Annotated in this window: 15 protein-coding genes; 8 read left to right on the top strand and 7 right to left on the bottom strand. The window is 66.8% G+C overall.

What is annotated here, in order from left to right; translation table 11 throughout:
- The first annotated feature begins 21 nt into the window (after positions 1 to 21).
- Together BGO20_RS04315 and BGO20_RS04310 are read left to right on the top strand one after the other, a co-directional pair.
- Positions 22 to 849, top strand: coding sequence for a universal stress protein (locus BGO20_RS04315; RefSeq protein ID WP_291662407.1), 828 nt, complete (start codon positions 22 to 24; stop codon positions 847 to 849).
- Positions 850 to 972: 123 nt separating this feature from the next.
- On the top strand, positions 973 to 1,620 hold the full coding sequence (locus BGO20_RS04310) for a BON domain-containing protein (RefSeq protein WP_291662409.1): 648 nt from the start codon (positions 973 to 975) through the stop codon (positions 1,618 to 1,620).
- 332 nt (positions 1,621 to 1,952) lie between these two features.
- On the opposite strand, the gene BGO20_RS04305 is transcribed toward BGO20_RS04310, so the two are convergent.
- On the bottom strand, positions 1,953 to 2,426 hold the full coding sequence (locus BGO20_RS04305; RefSeq protein ID WP_291662410.1) for an NUDIX hydrolase: 474 nt from the start codon (positions 2,424 to 2,426) through the stop codon (positions 1,953 to 1,955).
- Between BGO20_RS04305 and BGO20_RS04300 the strand changes: the two genes are divergently transcribed.
- Complete coding sequence (locus tag BGO20_RS04300) at positions 2,404 to 2,946, top strand: hypothetical protein (protein ID WP_291662411.1); 543 nt, start codon at positions 2,404 to 2,406, stop codon at positions 2,944 to 2,946. The genes BGO20_RS04305 and BGO20_RS04300 overlap by 23 nt on opposite strands.
- Here BGO20_RS04300 and BGO20_RS04295 read toward each other — a convergent pair.
- The 3 genes from BGO20_RS04295 to BGO20_RS04285 are packed head-to-tail and all read right to left on the bottom strand — an operon-like array spanning position 2,943 to position 7,381.
- Positions 2,943 to 4,181 carry an acetate/propionate family kinase gene (locus BGO20_RS04295; protein ID WP_291662412.1) on the bottom strand — a complete coding sequence of 413 codons (1,239 nt, stop codon included), beginning with the start codon at positions 4,179 to 4,181 and terminating at the stop codon, positions 2,943 to 2,945. The genes BGO20_RS04300 and BGO20_RS04295 overlap by 4 nt on opposite strands.
- Positions 4,178 to 5,581 (bottom strand): bifunctional enoyl-CoA hydratase/phosphate acetyltransferase, encoded by a 1,404-nt coding sequence (locus tag BGO20_RS04290; RefSeq protein ID WP_291662414.1) that lies wholly within the window; start codon positions 5,579 to 5,581, stop codon positions 4,178 to 4,180. Before BGO20_RS04290 ends, BGO20_RS04295 begins: the two co-directional genes overlap by 4 nt.
- Positions 5,582 to 5,584: 3 nt before the next feature.
- Complete coding sequence (locus tag BGO20_RS04285) at positions 5,585 to 7,381, bottom strand: PHA/PHB synthase family protein (protein WP_291662415.1); 1,797 nt, start codon at positions 7,379 to 7,381, stop codon at positions 5,585 to 5,587.
- A 264-nt stretch (positions 7,382 to 7,645) separates the two neighbouring features.
- Between BGO20_RS04285 and BGO20_RS04280 the strand changes: the two genes are divergently transcribed.
- The gene (locus BGO20_RS04280; RefSeq protein ID WP_291662417.1) at positions 7,646 to 8,650 is read left to right on the top strand and encodes an ABC transporter ATP-binding protein; all 1,005 of its coding nucleotides are present in this window, start codon (positions 7,646 to 7,648) and stop codon (positions 8,648 to 8,650) included.
- Here the strand turns inward: BGO20_RS04280 and mgtA are convergent.
- Together mgtA and BGO20_RS04270 are read right to left on the bottom strand one after the other, a co-directional pair.
- Positions 8,647 to 11,271: a magnesium-translocating P-type ATPase gene (gene mgtA / locus BGO20_RS04275; protein ID WP_291662419.1), complete on the bottom strand. Its 2,625-nt coding sequence runs from the start codon at positions 11,269 to 11,271 to the stop codon at positions 8,647 to 8,649. The genes BGO20_RS04280 and mgtA overlap by 4 nt on opposite strands.
- Positions 11,268 to 12,332 (bottom strand): NAD(P)-dependent alcohol dehydrogenase, encoded by a 1,065-nt coding sequence (locus BGO20_RS04270; RefSeq protein WP_362889134.1) that lies wholly within the window; start codon positions 12,330 to 12,332, stop codon positions 11,268 to 11,270. Before BGO20_RS04270 ends, mgtA begins: the two co-directional genes overlap by 4 nt.
- A 174-nt stretch (positions 12,333 to 12,506) precedes the next feature.
- Between BGO20_RS04270 and BGO20_RS23610 the strand changes: the two genes are divergently transcribed.
- Together BGO20_RS23610 and BGO20_RS04260 are read left to right on the top strand one after the other, a co-directional pair.
- Positions 12,507 to 13,475, top strand: coding sequence for a universal stress protein (locus BGO20_RS23610; protein WP_362888890.1), 969 nt, complete (start codon positions 12,507 to 12,509; stop codon positions 13,473 to 13,475).
- Positions 13,476 to 13,542: 67 nt separating this feature from the next.
- Positions 13,543 to 14,406: an ABC transporter ATP-binding protein gene (locus BGO20_RS04260; RefSeq protein WP_291662420.1), complete on the top strand. Its 864-nt coding sequence runs from the start codon at positions 13,543 to 13,545 to the stop codon at positions 14,404 to 14,406.
- On the opposite strand, the gene BGO20_RS04255 is transcribed toward BGO20_RS04260, so the two are convergent.
- Positions 14,358 to 15,110, bottom strand: a complete 753-nt coding sequence (locus BGO20_RS04255) for a response regulator (protein ID WP_291662421.1) — start codon at positions 15,108 to 15,110, stop codon at positions 14,358 to 14,360. The genes BGO20_RS04260 and BGO20_RS04255 overlap by 49 nt on opposite strands.
- 139 nt (positions 15,111 to 15,249) lie before the next feature.
- Between BGO20_RS04255 and BGO20_RS04250 the strand changes: the two genes are divergently transcribed.
- Both BGO20_RS04250 and BGO20_RS04245 read left to right on the top strand, forming a co-directional pair.
- Positions 15,250 to 16,002 (top strand): Crp/Fnr family transcriptional regulator, encoded by a 753-nt coding sequence (locus tag BGO20_RS04250; protein WP_291662423.1) that lies wholly within the window; start codon positions 15,250 to 15,252, stop codon positions 16,000 to 16,002.
- Between the two features lie 10 nt (positions 16,003 to 16,012).
- Entirely contained in the window at positions 16,013 to 17,926 is a 1,914-nt protein-coding gene (locus tag BGO20_RS04245) for a PAS domain S-box protein (RefSeq protein WP_291662425.1), read from the top strand.
- Positions 17,927 to 17,929: the final 3 nt, after the last annotated feature.

Below are 17,929 nucleotides of genomic sequence, written 5' to 3'. Positions count from 1 at the left end.
TTTTTCAGAAGGTTCCTGCCGATGACCGGCATCCGCGACTACGCCAGCATCATGGTCTGCGTCGGCCGCCCGCGCCGGGCGGAAAATCGGGCCGCCCTCGCCGCCTCGCTGGCAGCCCGCTTCGGCAGCCATCTCATCGGCATCGCGGCGCGAGAGGCCACGCTTCCCTATCTGGAGGACGGCCTGGCGACCGCACGCCCGATCCTCATCGAGAACGCGCGAAACGCGGCGCTGGAAGATCTTGCGCAGGCGGAAACGAACTTCAGGCGCGGTGCCGGAACGCTGCCGGACCTCGAATGGCGCTCGGATATCCAACCGCCGGCCGATTTCATCGCCAAGGCGGCACGAGCGGCGGATTTGCTCGTCGTCGCCAGATCCTCCTCCGATTCCCCGCGCCGCCTGATGTCGATCGACCCCGGCGACGCCGTCATGGCAGCGGGCCTGCCTGTTCTCGTCGTGCAGCAGGAGAGCCGCGCCATCCTGGCTCGCAGTGTCGTCGTCGCCTGGAAGAACACGCGGGAGGCGCGACGCGCGGTGCGCGACGCCCTGCCCTTCCTCCAGCGCGCCGAAACGGTGACCGTCCTCGTCGTGGGCGAAGATGCAGGAGACCAGGGCGTGGAAGATGTCGCCACTCATCTCGCGCGCCACGGCGTTGCCAGCCGGACCAGGCGCGTGACCGCCCTGTCCGGGTCGCCTGCCGATGCCATCATGGATACCGCTCTCGAGGAAGGCAGCGACCTGATCGTGTCGGGAGCCTATGGGCACAACCGCACACGGGAATGGATATTCGGCGGAGTTACGGGCGACCTGCTGGATCGATCGCCCGTCGCTTGCCTTATGTCGCACTAGATTCTCAATATTTCTCTGAATAGCTCAATTCTATCGAGCCATATCTTCGATTATTTGATGGCGATCAAATATATCTGCAACGATAAGCTTAAACTGCACGATGTGTCGACAAAGGAGGTCGCTATGGGTGACTTGTCTCTGCGTGAAAACGTGCTCAACGAGCTGGAATTCGAACCCAGCATCAATGCGGCGCATATCGGCGTCGCCGTGGACAACGGCGTCGTGACCCTGTCGGGCCACGTCGGAAGCTATGCCGAGAAGCTGATGGCCGAGCGGGTCGTGCAACGCGTGAAGGGCGTCAGGGCGATCGCCCAGGAGATCGATGTGCGCTGGCCTTCGGACCAGAAGACCAATGACGACGAGATCGCGCAGCGAGCGCTCAAGATCATCGAGTGGGATACGACCGTGCCGGACGGCAAGGTGCAGCTCAAGGTCCAGAAGGGCTGGGTCACCCTGTCCGGCGAAGTCCCGTGGTATTTCCAGCGCAGCGCCGCCGAGACGGCCGTCCGAAAGCTCACCGGCGTCATCGGGATCACAAACGCGATCACCGTCAAGCCCGCAGTGCAGGCCGGCGACATCAAGCACCGGATCGAGGATGCGCTGAAACGGAGCGCCGAGCTCGAGGCGAACCAGATCCGCGTCGTCGTGTCGGGCGGTCGCGTGACGCTCGAAGGTAAGGTGAAGGCCTGGCACGAACGCGTCCTCGCCGAGCGGGCCGCCTGGGCCGCCCCCGGCGTCAACATGGTCGAGGATCATCTGGCGGTGGCGTGAGTCACCCCGGCGACACGCTGCCGGTCGGGGCCGCACGCCTCGGCCGGTGCGTGCTCGTCCGGCGGATAGCCGCTGCAAAGCGGAGGAACGATGATGCTGGCGAGCCGGCTTACGAAGCAGGAAGAGTGCAGCATCGCGCGAACTCACTCGGCTTCAGTTCCGGCCTATATCATGCGGGACGATGGCAGCGTCACGAGGTTCTGGCCGGGCGGCCGTATCGAGCGGATCGTGACGGGACGCAGTCAATGCGTCCGAAGGCGCATCGAGAGTAAGGAAACTCGATAAGCCAGCGCCGGCCGGTGGTGAAGCTTCGCGAAAGCCACGCGCACGGCTCAAGCGTCACGGTCCCGCAGCATCGCCTCGAGGCGATCGATGAGCGCAGCTTGCGCCGCCAGCAGCCGCAGCCGCGCCTCCGGCAACGGGAACCACGCCGCCCGGTCGATCTCCGGAAATCGCCGGATGCGACCGCTGCCACGCGGCCATTCAAGCTCCACTTCCGTCGCGCAGAAGAACCTATCCGCTTCCATGTCGCCTTCCACTGCGAAGGCCTCGACGCTCTTGCCGGCACGTTGCCGAATGCTGCCCAGCGCGACGAGAGGGCCGGCCGGCGTCGCGCCCAACTCCTCGCCGAATTCGCGGCGGGCGGCCTCTTCGGCCGTCTCGCCCGGATCGATCTCGCCCTTTGGAATCGACCAGGCGCCCAGATCCCTGCGGCTCCAGAACGGGCCGCCGGGATGGACGAGGAGCACCTCTGCCCCCGCCTTGGCCAGGCGATACATCAGGATGCCGGCGCTGCGGGCTGCCATCAAAAAAGCCTTCTCCGGGTCGAGCATTTTGCGCTGGGTCAAGGACCGGGTGGCGCGCACCGGGGAAACTCCCGGCCGCTGCCAACAGGGGCGGCAGGGACAATTCAGGAGGTTTCCCATGCCTACGACGAAGCCTGTCTCCAACTCCCTCGCTGCAGATCAAATCGGGGCCACCGCCATGGTCGACGAAGGAATGCAGATCGTCAAAGCACAGCTCGCCTCGGCCGCGGTGCTGCCGCAGAAGATCCTTGAAACGCAATTCGCGATGCTTTCGGAAATGATGGCGTTCGCGGGGCGGCGCATGCAGGCGCAGGCCGATCTCTACGCCAGGCTCGGTCGCTGCAAGGAGATGGCCGAAGCGATCGACGTCCAGCAGGATTTCGCCAAGGGTGTCGGCGGCGCCTATGCCGACGAGGCGGAAAGACTCTCGACGCTCGCCCGCAAGAACATGGACGCCTGGACCGGCGTTGGTGCCCAGTACGTCTCGGACTGGACGACGCCCCAGAAAGCAGCAGCCTAGGCGCGTTCACTGGCCGGTCCGAGCCGTCTCGCGGCGCTCGGATCAGCCGGTCGGCCGGCGGCCGTCACGACGGCGCAGGCATCTTCCGCGATGACGGCTTCCTCGTCCGTCGGAATCGCGAAGGCCGCGATGCGGGAGTCGGTCCCGGTCAGTCGCCAGTCGTTGGCGGCGTTGGCGGCGCCGTCGAGGAGCAGACCAAGCCATCGCAAACGCTCCGCCACGGCGGCGCGTATCGGCGGCTGGTGCTCGCCGATGCCTGCCGTGAAGACGAACGCATCGAGCCCGCCGAGCGTCGCGGCGAGCCGTGCGACTTCCCCGGCTATGCGGAAGCAGAAGAGGTCGAGCGCCTGGCGTGCCTCCGGTCGGTCGCTTTCGAGCAGTTCGCGACTGTCGGCGCTGATCCCGGATACGCCGAGCAAACCGCTGCGGCGATAGAGCAGGTCCTCGAGCCGCTTCGCATCATAGCCCTCCTGGGCGATGAGATGGAGCAAGACGCCCGGATCGAGCGCGCCACAACGGGTCGCCATCGGAATGCCGTCGAGGGCCGAGAAGCCCATCGAGGTATCGCGGCTGACGCCCCCCTCCAGAGCGCAAAGGCTGGCTCCGCTGCCGAGATGCGCGACCACGACCCGGCCTCGCGCGAGCGCTGGCTCGCGGCGCGCCATCTCCGCCGCGATGAAGCGATAGGACAGCCCATGGAAGCCGTAGCGCTTGATGCCGCGGTCATGCATGGCGCGGGGAATGGCGAAGCGCCGCACGACGTCGGCATGGGTGCGGTGGAAGGCCGTGTCGAACGAGGCCGTCTGCCGCAGCTCCGGGCGCAGCCGGCGGATGGCGCGGACGAGGCCCAGCCCCTGCGGCTGGTGGAGCGGCGCCAGCGGCACCAGCGTCTCCAGCACCCTCAAGACCTCGTCGTCGATCAGGACCGGGCCTGCATAGCTCTCGCCGCCGTGCACGATGCGATGCCCCATCGCGACGACGCTGCCGAGGTCGAAATGCCAGGAGAGGCGGCGGAAGGCCTCGCCGAGCACGATGTCCAGTTCGCTGCCGGGACGGGCGTCCAGGGCGATGTCGAAGGTATCCGGGCCCTCGATCAACCGAAAGCGCAATGGCGGCTCCCGAAAGTCGATCACACCCTTGCCGACCCGCCTCGGTCGAGTTCCATCCAATGCGAAAAGCCCGATCTTCACGGTCGAGGAGCCGGCATTGAAGGTGACGAGGAGCGCCTCGCTCACGCCGGCACCGTCAATGGCTGGCGGTGCGCCGCGACGAGTTTCGCCAGCGCCGCGGAAGCGATGCGCGTCTTCAGGGAATCGGCCCGGCTGGTCAGGATGATCGGAACGCGGGCTCCGAGCACAAGCCCGGCGGCATCGGCATTGGCGAAATAGATCAGCTGCTTGGCCAGCATGTTGCCGGCCTCGAGGTCCGGCACGAGCAGAATATCGGCCTGGCCGGCGACGGGCGAGACGATGCCCTTGGTCCGCGCCGCCTCGGGGCTGATCGCGTTGTCGAAGGCGAGCGGCCCGTCGACCCTGGCGCCGGTAATCTGGCCGCGCGCCGCCATCACCGTGAGCGCCGCGGCGTCGAGCGTCGAGGGCATGCGGTCACTCACCGTCTCGACGGCGGCCAGAACCGCCACCAGCGGTTCGGCGAGACCCAGCACATGCAACATGTCGACGGCGTTCTGGCAGATGTCGCGCTTCTGCATCAGCGTGGGCTGGATGTTGACCGCGGCGTCCGTGACGATCAGCGGCTTGGGATAGGCCGGCAGGCTCATCGCATACACGTGGCTGATGCGCCGCTCCGTGGTGAGGCCCGAGCCCGGCGCGACGACGGCTCCCAGCAATTCGTCCGTATGGAGGCTGCCCTTCATCAAGGCCGCCACCCGGCCGGCCACGGCGAGCTCGACGGCCCGCGTCGCGGCAGCATGGCTATGGGGCGCGTTCTCGATCACGATGCCCCTGAGTGTCACGCCGGCCTTGTCCGCCGCAGCGGCAATCTTCGCCTCGGGGCCGACGAGGACGGGTTCCAGCAACCCTTCATCCCGGATTTCGATCGCGGCCAGGATCGCCTCTGGCGAGCAGGGATGGACGATCGCGGCACTCAGGGGAGGCAACGCCCGGGCCTGCGCGACGATGCTGTCATAACGGTCGGAGCGCTTCAGGGTGACCTCGGGAAGGCGCAGCCGCGGCCATGTCAGGCGGTTCTCGGGCGCCACGACCGTCGCCGTTCCGGACAGGACCGTCGCCCCGGCCTGGTTGGTGCAGACCGTATCGAGCGCCACGATCCGCTTCCCCGTGTCCTTGCTTCGGACGGTGACGGTGGCAGTCACCGTATCGCCGGGCACCACCGGCATCAGGAAGTGCAAATCCTGCCCGAGATAGATCGTCCCGGGTCCGGGCAGCTTCGTACCGAGCACGGCCGAGACCAGCGCCGCCGTCCACATCCCGTGCGCGACGACGTGTCCGAACCGATCGCTCGCGGCGAAGGCTGCGTCCAGATGGGCGGGATTGGCGTCCCCCGAGACCGCCGCGAACAACTCGATGTCGTCCGGCCGGACAACGCGGATGATCGAGGCGCTTTCGCCGATGACGAGCTCGTCGAATGTGCGGTTCGTGAGTAGCTCCTGATCCAAGACTCACCTCTGCAGCACATAGGTTCCAGGCGCGTCGCAGAGCGGTTCGCAGCCGCGCGCAGCGTCACCGATGGCAGGCGGCTCGACAAGGTCCGGCGAGGAACGGGCGGAGAGCCATTCCGTCCAGGCCGTCCACCATGAGCCGGAGCGCATCGGGGCGGCGGCCAGCCACTCGTCCGGGCCGAGGCAGACGTCCCCGTGATTCTTCGACTTGATCCGGAAATGGCGCCCCGGATGGCCCGGCTCGCTGACGATCCCGGCGTTGTGACCGCCGCTGGTCAGGACGAAAGTGACGTCGGAATCGGTGAGCAGGTGGAGCTTGTGGACGGAGCGCCATGGAGCGACGTGATCGGCCTCGGTCGCGACGGCGAAGACCGGCGTGCGAATATTCTGCAGCGCGGCCGGCCGCCCCTCCACCATGAAGCGGCCGCTCGCGAGATCGTTGTCGAGATAGAGGCCGCGCAGATATTCCGCCTGCATCCGGTAGGGCATGCGGGTGGAATCCGCGTTCCAGGCCATGAGGTCGAACATCCGGGATCGCTCGCCCATCAGGTAGTCGTGGACCATGCGCGACCAGACCAGATCGTTCGATCGCAGCAGCTGGAAGGCCGCCGCCATCTGATCCGCCGAGAGGTAGCCGCGGTTCCACATCATGCTGTCGAGGAAGCGAAGCTCGCTGGCATCGACGAACAGCGCGAGCTCTCCGGGCTCGCTGAAATCCGTCTGCGCGGCAAGGAAGGTCAGGGAGGCGACCCGGTCCTGGCCGTCGCGTGCCATCGCGGCCGCCGCTATGGCCAGGAGCGTCCCCCCCAAACAGTAGCCGGCGGCATGGACCTTCCGTTCGGGAACGATGGCCGCGATCGCGTCGAGCGCCGCCGCCACGCCGCTGCGGCGGTAGTCTTCGATGGCAAGCTCCCGATCATTGGCGGTCGGATTGCGCCAGGAGATGCAGAAGACGGTGTAGCCCTGGCCGACCAGGTAGCGCACCAGCGAGTTCTGCGGCGACAGGTCGAGGATGTAGTATTTCATGATCCAGGCCGGCACGATCAGGACGGGCTCCGCGTGCACCGCCGCCGTCGACGGCGCGTACTGGATCAGCTCCATCAGGTGATTCCGGAACACCACCTTGCCCGGCGTCGCCGCCACGTCCCGGCCGACGACGAAGCGCTCGGCGCCGACCGGCGGCTGGCCCGTGAGCTGCCGCTGGAGATCCTCCAGCCAGTTTCGCCAGCCTTCGATGAAGTTGGCGCCCCCGGTCTCACGCGCGCGGGCGATCACCTCAGGGTTCGTCCAGGGGCTGTTCGAGGGGGAGAAGACGTCGAGGATCTGCCGGGCGACGAAAGAAACGACCTCCTCGTGATGACGCTCCACGCCCGGCACGTCGTGGGTGACGTTGTGCCACCATTGCTGGTTCAGCAGAAAAGCCTGGGCGAGGAAGCCGAAGGGCTGTGAATCCCATTCCGGCGCGGTGAAGCGGCGGTCGCCGGGCAAAGGCTCTATGCAGGGATCGACATCCCGCTGGAACAGGCCCGACGCGAGGTGCCCGCCCAGCCTGACGGCCTTGCGTGCCGCCTTGCTGGCGAGTTCGAGCTGCTTGCCAGGGGCGGCTGCCAGGTGAATCGCCCAGTCGAGATAGGCCAGCGTCAGAGCCGTCGGCGAGAACCCGCCGGTCAGCTTCGCACTGGACGCCTCCCGCAGGCGGTCGACCGCAGCGAAAGCCTCTTCGCCAAGCGTTTCCTCGGGGCAAGGCTGCTGTGGATCGACCTTCCCGGCCGAGCCGGCATGAAACGACGAATGCATGGCGCGCTCTTCCAGTGAACCGGCCGGCAGCATGCACGCGACAGGCCGCGCGTCCTTGCGCTCGATCAAAGCAGGGGCGTAGTTCCCCGCCTAGTATCGCCCGGACATGGCCGGAGAAGCGATCGAAGCGATGGGCGCGCGCCTGCGAGGTTGGCAATCCCTCTTCCGGAGCGGCGCGACGGTCCATCTCGTCTGTCCATGGCATCGCCTCCGCGACGGAGCGAGCGATGGGCGCGGAAGGCATCGGCGCCGCGGACTGGACCGATGAGGTTATCGAGGCTCGCCGCGTCGATATCGGAGCCCCCTCGTCCGCGCACCGGGGAAGCGGGGCTGCCGCGGCGGTTCCTGCACTTCGTCCTGTTATCCGGCGGATGGCATCAAGCGGCCATCTGCGGCCTCTCCGTTTCCGTCTTCCTGCTGAACACCGCTCCGATCGAAACGCAGCGGCGCATCATCGACGCTGCGGTGCATGGCGGCGGCATCCCCGCCATCCTGACCCTTGCAGCCCTGCAGCTCGGCCTTGTCCTGGCCTATGGGCTGGCCAAGCTGGCAATGAACCTCTATCGCGCCTGGCTCGGCGAATGCGCGACCCGCGAGCTGAGGCTCGTGGTCACGCAGCGGCTCGAGTGCATGGGAGGGACAGGGTCGGACCTGACCAACGGCACCGGCCTCGCGATGATCCTGGCGGAAGCCGACGATATCGGCGCATTCGTGGGATCGAGCCTCAGCCTTCCGATCGTCGAAATCGGCTTCCTGGCAAGCGTGTTCGTCTACCTTGCCGTGCTTGATCTCAAGATGATGGCCGCGAGCCTCGTCATCCTGGCGCCGCAGTTCGTGTTCGTGCCGCTGATGCAGCGGGCCATCAACCGACGCGTTGCGCAACGCACCCGGCTTCTGCGCTGCTTCGGCGACGAAATCCTGGCCCCCTCGCAAGCGGAATCGAGCGCGCACCGTCTCGACGAGGTCTTTGCCGTCGACATCGGCGTGTTCGAGATCAAGTTTTCCCTCAACTTCCTGATGAACCTGACCTATTCCCTCGGCAGCCTGCTGGTCCTCGCCGTCGGCTGCATTCTGGTCGTCCGCGGCCAGACCGAGATCGCCACCGTCGTCACCTTCCTGTCGGCCACCGGCCGGATCGTCGATCCGTGGAACGATGTCGTCGACTGGGCGCGAGGCCTGGCGATGACCACGGTGAAATACGGTCTCGTCACCCAGGTCCTCGGAACGGCCTCACCGGACACGCTCGCCCATACGGTCGGTGCCGTCTAGGTTTGCGGAGCTTCGCCCCTCGAACGCGCAACGGCTCGGTGGCCGGCGAGCGTGCGCTTGCGCCGGCCGGTCCGCATCGCCATCGGCTTCAAGGCCTCCGCAACTGCGAGATAGAGGAGTGCGATGGCCGGAATCGTCAGGACGACCGGGATCGGCAATGCGACGAAGCCGAACGGACGGCCAAGCGGGGTCAGCGCAAGGAGCAGCGCCAGCGCCAGAGCGCCCAGAGATGTCGCCACGAGGACGTGATGCGGCCGGCTGCGCCAGCACGGAGCGGCGGTGCGGATGACGAAGATCACCAGGATCTGGGTCAGGATCGACTCGACGAACCAGGCGGTGCGGAACGCTTCCGCCCCCGTCCCGAACACGCCCAGCAGAAGCGCGAAGGTCGCCGCGTCGAACAGCGAGGACAGTGGCCCCATCACGAGGGTGAAGCGCAGCACGGCGGCCATGTCCCAGCGTTGCGGCCTCGCCAGATCGGCAGGATCCGCCTCGTCGAAGGGGATGCCGACCTCGGAGAGGTCGTAGAGCATGTTGTTGACGAGGATCTGCAGCGGATTGAGCGGCAGGAACGGCAGTATCAGCGAGGCGGCCGCCATCGACAGCATGTTGCCGAAATTCGAGCTCGTGCCCATCCGGACATATTTCATGATGTTCGCATAGGTGCGGCGGCCCTCGGCGATCCCGCGCGCGAGCACGCCGAGGTCGGGCGCGAGCAGAACGATCGCCGCCGCCTCGCGCGCGACTTCGGTACCGCCCTCGACCGACAGGCCGACATCGGCTGCATGGATCGCGGGCGCGTCATTGATGCCGTCGCCGATGAAGCCGACCGTATGCCCCGCCCTGCGCAGGGCGAGCACGATGCGCGCCTTCTGTTCCGGCGCGACCCGTACGAACAGATCGACATGGCGGACCCGGGAGGCTAGGGCGGCGTCCCCCAAGGCGGCGATCTGCTCGCCGGTCATCAGACCGCGGGCCGGAAGTGCTAGGGCATCCGCGAGATGGCGGACGACAGCCGCGGCATCCCCCGAGATCACCTTGACGCGCACGCCGGCGGCCGCGAGTTCGCGGATCGCCGTACCGGCCGAGGCCTTGGGTGGATCGATGAAAGCGGCACAGCCGGCGAAGACGAGTCCGGTTTCATCGTCGCGGGTCAGCACATCCCTGCCTGGCGGCATCGGCCGGCGGGCGACGCCAAGCAAGCGCAGGCCCTGCGCTCCCTTGGCCTCGATGAGTTCCAGAAGCCCTGCCCGAGCGACATCGTCCAACTGACCGATATGTCCGCCCGCCTGTTCGAAGCGATCGCACACCGCGAGCAAGGCTTCCGGCGCGCCTTTGACGATCATCTGACGCTCATCGCCGCTGGCAACGAGGACTGAAGAGCGGCGCCGCTGGAAGTCGAACGGCAGGTCGGCGAGCATTCGCCAGCCGCTCCCGTCATCGTCGGAGGAAGCGAGCAAGGCGACGTCGAGATTGTTCCGCAACCCGCTGCAGAAGCGGCTGTTGAGGCGAGCCAGTTCCGTGACGGCTGCACTGTCGGCCCCGTCGCAGCCAAAGCTGCCCGCATGGGCGATCCGCGCCTCCGTCAGGGTTCCGGTCTTGTCGGTGCACAGAACATCCATCGCGCCGAGATCGTGGATGGCAGAGAGGCGCTTCACCACGACCTGGTGCCGCGCCATCCGGGTGGCACCGCGCGCGAGCGTGACCGTCATCACCACCGGCAAGAGCTCCGGCGTCAGCCCGACGGCCAGGGCCACCGCGAACAGGAAACTCTCGATGGACAGCCCGTGGCGCACCAGTTGGGTCAGGAGGACGAACAGCACCAGGAAACCGGTGAGGCGCAGGATCAGCATTCCAAGCCCGTGAACGCCCCTCTCGAAGGCGGTGGGTGGCTCGCTTGCCTGCATGGAGCGCGAGATCGCGCCGAGCCGTGTATCGGCCCCCGTCGCAGCGACCAGCATGCGGGCCTCGCCGCCCACGAGGCTGGTTCCGCCGAAAAGCGCGCTGCCGGCCCCGTCCCCCGCTGGCTCCGGCGCGGCCGCGCGCTTTTCGACGGGAAAGGGCTCCCCGGTCAGCGCGGCCTCGTCCACCATCGTGTCGCGGCTTTCGAGGATCAGCCCGTCCGCCGGGATCAGGTCGCCGGCATGGAGCGCAACCACGTCGCCCGCCACGACCTCCCGCAGCGGGATTTCGACCAGCCGGCCGTCGCGAAGGACGGTCACACGCACAGAGACCGTGCGCCGCAGGGCATCGATGGCATCCTCGGCCCGGGACTCCTGGAAGACGTCGAGAGCGATCGACGCCAGCACGATGAGAACGATGATGACAAGGCTCTGCCAATCGCCCGTGGCGCCTGCGATCAGCGCCGCGATCAGCAGGATCGCGATCAGCGGCTCGGCCAGCCGCCTGGCTATCTTGAAAGGCAGCCCTCGCCGGAGGCTGGTGACCGCAGCATTCGGGCCATACCGACGCAGGCGCTGCGCGGCCTCGGCCGTACTGATCCCCACCTCGGTCGAAGCGAGGCGCCTCAGCAGTCCGCTGCGGCCCTCGGACCAGAATGGCAGCTCGCCCGCCTCCGCTTTCGGCCCGGAGCGCACGACCGGCTCTTCGCAACGATTCAAGGCGTTATCGCAACCTTGAGAACGCCGTCGCGCTGATGCGCGAACAACTCGTAGGCCTCCTTGATCCGCTCGAGCGGAAAGCGGTGCGTGACCAGCGCCCCGAGGTCGACGCGGCCGGAAGCGACGACGTCGATCAGCCGACGCATCCGCTCCTTGCCGCCGGGACACAGCGTGGTGACGATGCGGTGGTCGCCGAGCCCCGCCGCGAAGGCGCCGAGCGGGATCGTCAGATCGCTCGAATACACCCCCAGCGACGATAGCGTTCCGCCCGGCCTGAGCACGCGCAGTGCCGCGGCGAAGGTCTCCTGGCGGCCCAGCGCCTCGATCGCGACATCGACACCGCGCCCGTCCGTCAGCCGCATGATCTCGGCAACCGGGTCGCATTTCGAGAAATCGACGATGTCGTCTGCCCCGAGCCTGCGCGCCATCGCCTGCCGTTCCGGCACGCTCTCGACCGCGATGATGCGGGTTGCGCCCATCAGCCGCGCGCCGGCCGTCGCGCACAAGCCGATCGGCCCCTGCGCGAAGACGGCGACATGGTCGCCGATCCCGACGCCGCCGCTCTCCGCCCCCGAAAAGCCGGTCGACATGATGTCCGGGCACATCAGCACCTGCTCGTCCGTCAGCCCGGAGGGCACGTGCGCCAGGTTGACCATCGCATCGGGCACGAGCAGGTATTCCGCCTGCGCACCGTCGATGGTGTTGCCGAAGCGCCAGCCGCCCATCGGCTTGAAGCCGTGGCGCTCGCCGGGGCCGTCCTGCGAAGCGCAGCCGCACAGACAGGCCGCACTATGCCCTGACGGCGTGATAGCACCCGCGATGACCCGCTGCCCTTCCCGGAATCCGCGGACCTCCGAGCCGAGCTTTGCGATCACGCCGACCGGCTCGTGGCCGATGGTGAGGCCGCGCGCGACCGGGTATTCGCCCTTGAGGATATGGATGTCGGTCCCGCAGATCGTGGTGGTCGTGATGCGCAGCAAGGCGTCGAGCGGCCCGACATCCGGGACAGGCTTGTCTTCGAGTTCGATGCGGCCGGCTTCCGCAAAGACGGCTGCGCACATCATCTTGGGGCGGCTCGCCCGCCGGCCTTCCTGCGCGGGCTGCAGATCGGATTGAAGCACTGGCGACATGATCGCTCTCCGCTGTTCTCGTCAGAGGTCGAGCACGCAAGCTGCCCGGAATCGAAACCGCGGCCTTTGATTCAGCGCAAACGACGCGGCCCGCTGCCGCGTTTGATGAAAATCAATGCGCCATCCCGGCTTCCGGTGCTCGATGACCGGACAATGGGCAGGACCATCGATCCGGAGGTTGGCATGAACGACATCTCTCTCTCCCCGAATGCGGCGGCGCAGGCGCAGGCCGTCCGCAGCGCAGCCTACCGCGACATCGCGGTTCACCTGGACGGATCGGCTGAGGACGAGGCCCGGCTGGCGCATGCGGAAGCCCTGGCGGCGCCCGGCGCAGCGCGGATCACCGGCATCTTCACCAACCTGCTGCCCGACCCGGCGCTGTTCGCCGGCGATTTCGGCATCTCGGCGATCGGGCAGCTCGTGGATGCTGTCACCGCCGAAGGGGATGCGGCCGAGAAGCGTCTGCGCGAGCGGCTCGCGCGGCTCGCCCCGCCGCATGAGCTGCGCCGTCTCGACGCCTTCCCCGGACTGTTGGAACAGGCCGTCGCCACCGAGGCGCGCTGGAACGACCTCTTCGTCGCGAGCTGCCCGCGCGACGACGAACAAGCGCGCTGGCGCCCCCTGCTCGAAAGCGTGATGTTCGACGGCGGCCGAGGCCTCTACCTCGTGCCCCCGAAGGCGCCGCCGAGGTCGACGCTAAAGACGGTCCTGATCGGCTGGACCGATGCGCGGCAGAGCGCCAGGGCGATCGCCGAAGCGATGCCGCTGATCGCGCAGGCGACAGCGGTCCACATCGTCGCGGTCAGGGAAGAGGCCCATGGCCGGATGGGGGGAGCCGAGGTTCTCTCCGACATCAGCGCCCACCTCGCCCGCCATGGCATCGAGACGACGGCGACCGTTCTCAACACACAGACATCGGCGAGCGACGCGCTGCTTGCCGAGGCGCGACGGATTTCCGCGGATCTGATCGTCGTCGGAGCCTACGGACACTCCCGTTTCAGGGAATGGGTGCTGGGCGGTGTGACGGCGGACTTGCTCGACAGTTCTCCGGTGCCTCTCTTCCTCGCCCACTAGGGAGCGCCGAAGCGAGGCGCCAGTTCTTGTCGACGGGCCCAGCGAAGCCATGACCCGAGAGCCGTTCATGACGTCTGAAGGCAACCCGATCGCGAGCGGCGGCGCGGTGGCCGTGCGCGTCCGGGACCTCGAGGTCGCCTTCGGGGAGAAGGCCGTGCTGGATCATCTCGACCTCGACGTCAGGCGCGGCGAGATCCTCGGCATCATCGGCGCGTCGGGCTCCGGAAAATCCGTCCTGGCGCGCACCATCCTCGGTCTCTTGCCCAAGCGAGGTGGAGTAATCGAGATATTCGGCAGGAATCTCGACGATCTTCGGGAGAGCGAGAGGCGCGCGCTCGAACAGCGCTGCGGCGTGATGTTTCAGCAGGGCGCTCTGTTCTCGTCGCTGACGATCGCCGAGAATATCCAGTTGCCGATGCGCGAGCTGCTCCATCTCTCGCCGGAGCTGCTCGACGAGATGGCGATGCTGAAGATCGACATGGTCGGGCTGCCGCCCGACGCGGCGAACAAGTATCCCGCGGAACTCTCGGGCGGCATGACCAAGCGCGCGGCCCTGGCGCGCGCGCTGGCGCTCGATCCCGAGATCCTGTTCCTCGACGAACCGACCTCCGGGCTCGATCCCATCGCGGCCGATGCCTTCGACCAGCTTCTTCTCACGCTCAAGGCGAGCCTCGACCTGACCGTGATGATGATCACCCACGACCTCAGCAGCCTTCACACCACCTGCGACCGGATCGCGGCGATTTCGCGGGGGCAGGTCATCGCCGTCGGAACGCTCAAGGACCTGCTGCTGCACGAGGATCCCTGGCTCAGGGATTATTTCGCAGGCGAGCGCGGCCGGACGATCTTCGCAGACCAGATCCTGCGGCCGTCCGCCGAGGTTCAGCGCCCGGAACCGTCCCGAGCGCCAGCTGCGCCTGTAAACACGTAGCCGACGCCGCGCACCGACTTGATCAGCGGCGATGCGTGGCCGCCGGCCTCGATCTTCTTGCGCAGGCGCGCAATCTGGGCATCGATGGCGCGATCGAAGGCTTCGTAATTGCGACCGCGCGTCAGGTTCATCAGGGTGTCGCGCGAGAAGACGCGCCCCGGATGCCGGGCCATTACCAAAAGGATGTCGAACTCTCCGGTCGTGAGCGGAACATCCGCGCCTTCCGGCGCCACAAGCCGGCGCTGCTGCGGGTCCAGCCGCCAGCCGCTGAACCTGATGACCCTGCCATCCTCGGCATCCATCGCCTCTAGCGGATACGGTTGATTCCGGCGCAGCACAGTGCGCAACCGCGCCAGAACCTCCCGCAGGTGAAACGGCTTGGCGATGTAGTCGTCCGCGCCGATTTCCAACCCCACGATGCGATCGACGACGTCATCGCGACCGGTCAGCATGATGATCGGCACGTTCGACTTCGCGCGGACCTCGCGCGCCAGCATGAGCCCGTCCTCGCCGCCAGGCAGAATCAGGTCGAGCAGGACGATATCAATCGCAAGCCGCTGCAGGCTGTCGCGCATGCCGCGACCGTCGGCGACTGCGCTGACCTGATAGCCCTCCTCCTCGAAATAGCGCGTCAGCATCTGACGGATGCGCGGATCGTCGTCGACGACCAGAATATGGGCGCTGCGAGATGTCAGCTCGGCCATGGCAAACTGCACCCGAGAGGTCACAGGTCGAGTGTTACACTCGGTAACAAATTTACACATACGCTAACATGCGGACCGTTTCCTTGCCATCCGCCGTGGCTTTCCTCCCCTTCATCAGCCTGAGGTGGAGGACAGAGTCATGCTTGTTTCAAATGCGGTGTCCCGACAGCCTTCCCGGTTCGCGGTCATCGCGAATGATCGCCCCCAGCCGAGCCTGCTGGGCCTCTTCAGCCAACTGCCGCTCGAAACGTTCGAGCGTGGCGCGACGATCTGCCGCGAAGGCGATCCGGCGACGCATGTCTTCAAGATCGTGTCGGGCATCCTGCGCGTCGTCAAAGTCCTCGGTGACGGCAGCCGCGTCATCACCGGCTTCTTCTACCCGGGCGAGATCTTCGGCATTTCGGCGTCCGAGTACTATCTCGGCGATGCCGAAGCCGTCTGCGAGGTGAAGCTGCGCCGTCTCGGGCGGAATCGCTTTCGCCAGGCAGTCGACGGCTCGGAGGCGCTGCGGCCGCAATTCGTCGACTGGCTGTGCCGGGAGATGGCCAGCGCCCAGGCGAGAACGGTGCTGCTTGCCCGCAAGAACGCCGAGGAGCGAGTCTGCGATCTCCTGCTTGCCCTCACACGCCGTGCCGGAAACGAGGCCGAGCCAGCCCATGTGATCGAAATTCCGATGAGCCGCGTCGACATGGCGGATTATCTCGGCCTGACGATCGAGACGGTTTCGCGAACGATGACGAGCCTGATCAACCGGGGCGTGATCCGCGCGATCGCCCGCTATCGCTTCGCCATCTGCCAGCCGGCCCTGCTGAGGAGCCTTGCCGAGGGCATCGACGCGTACGATGATCGGGGCCGCGCCCCACTCGATCGAAGCGTCGGGCGATCGCATTGACGGGTGTCGGGTGACGGCGAGAGGCAGACCAAGAGCCATCAGCCAGCGAAGCCTGGACGAGATCGTCCAGGTCCTTGACGACGCCAACATCATCGCCTCGACGCTCGACGGCCGCATCCTCCGCTGGAGCAGCGGATGCGAAGACCTCTACGGCTGGACCGCGAAGGAAGCGCTGGGCCAGCATGTCGGAGATCTGCTCAAGACCGAATTCCCTCGGCCTTTCGACGAAGTCCTCTCGGAACTGCGGCAATCCGGCAGCTGGAAGGGAGAGCTGACCCAGCGCCACCGAAGCGGCCGCACGATCGTCGTCGTGAGCCGCTGGATGATCATCAGCAGCAAGATTCCGGAGCAGCCGATCGTCCTCGCGACGAATATCGACATCAGCGGCCTGAAATACGCCCAGGCCGATCTCGCCGCGCGCCAATCGCACCTGCTCTCGATCCTCGAGACCGTGCCGGAGGCGATGGTGGTGATCGACGAGGCCGGCATCATGATCTCGTTCAGCAAGGCTGCCGAAAAACTCTTCGGCTATGCCGCGACGGAGGTCTGCGGACAGAACGTCAAGATCCTGATGCCGAACCCCGACCGCGACCGGCATGACGGCTATATCGGCCGCTACTTGGCGACCGGGGAGCGCCGCATCATCGGGTTCGGGCGCGTGGTGACCGGCCTGCGCAAGGACGGAACCACCTTTCCCATGGAGCTGGCGGTTGGCGAGGCTGCCGCCAGCGGCAAGCGGATTTTCACCGGCTTCATCCGCGACCTGACCAGCCGGCACCGGATGGAAGAGGAGTTGCGGCAATCCCAGAAGATGGAAGCCATCGGCCAGCTCACCGGCGGGATCGCCCATGATTTCAACAACCTGCTGACTGTCATCAGCGGGAATCTCGAGATGATCGAGCGCAGGCTCCAGGACGGCAGGCTGCGCGAATTGCTGCAGGAGGCGCAGGCTGCCGCCGATGACGGCGCCAGGCTCACGAGCCAGCTCCTCGCCTTCGGAAGGCGCCAGGCCCTCCATGCCAGGCTGACGGATATCGGGCAGCTCGTATCGAAATTCACGGATCTGCTGCGCCGGACGCTCGGCGAAACGATCGAGCTGCAGACCGTCGTGACGGGCCGCACCCTCACGGCCCTCGTCGATACGACCCAGTTGCAGAACGCATTGCTGAATCTCGCGCTGAATGCGCGCGATGCCATGCCGCGGGGCGGGCGGCTCAGGGTCGAGATCGCGCGCATCCATCTCGATGCCGACTATGTCCGGATGTATCCGCAGGTGCGGCTGGGCGACTACGTCCTGATCAGCATCTCCGATACGGGTGCCGGCATGAGCGAAGACGTGAAGCAACGCGCCTTCGAGCCGTTCTTCACCACCAAGAGCGTAGGCGCAGGCACCGGGTTGGGGCTGAGCATGGTCTATGGCTTTGCCCGGCAATCCGGCGGCCATGTTCAGCTTTACAGCGAACTCGGCGAAGGCACGACCGTGCGGCTGTTCCTTCCGACGGCGCAAGCGGAAGCTGAGCCCGAGGCCGAGAATAGCGGCCGGGTTCCGGTTTCGAAGCCGGGTCCGGACGAATGCATCCTCGTGGTCGAGGACGATGCGCGGGTCCGCAAGGTCGTCGTCGCCCGCCTCGAGGAGGAAGGCTATCGCGTCATCCAGGCGGCGACTGGACGCGAGGCGCTGGCTCTCATCGCCACGCATCCGGAGATCAGCCTCCTCTTCACCGATATCGTCATGCCGGGCGGCATGTTCGGCGACGAGCTCGCACGGGAGGCGCGCATGCTGCGCCCCGACCTGAAGGTCCTCTTCACCTCGGGCTACGCCGAACCCAGCCTTGCCGGACGCGAGCTGGCCGAAGGCAGCTGGCTGAAGAAGCCGTACACCTCCAAGGAACTGGCGGCGCGCCTGCGCTCTCTGCTCGACTGAACC

The organism is Allobosea sp. 67-29, from assembly GCF_001898115.1.
Taxonomy (GTDB): Bacteria; Pseudomonadota; Alphaproteobacteria; order Rhizobiales; family Beijerinckiaceae; genus Allobosea.
Note: the sequence above shows the minus strand (reverse complement) of the source record. Positions and strands in the feature narration are given on the sequence as shown.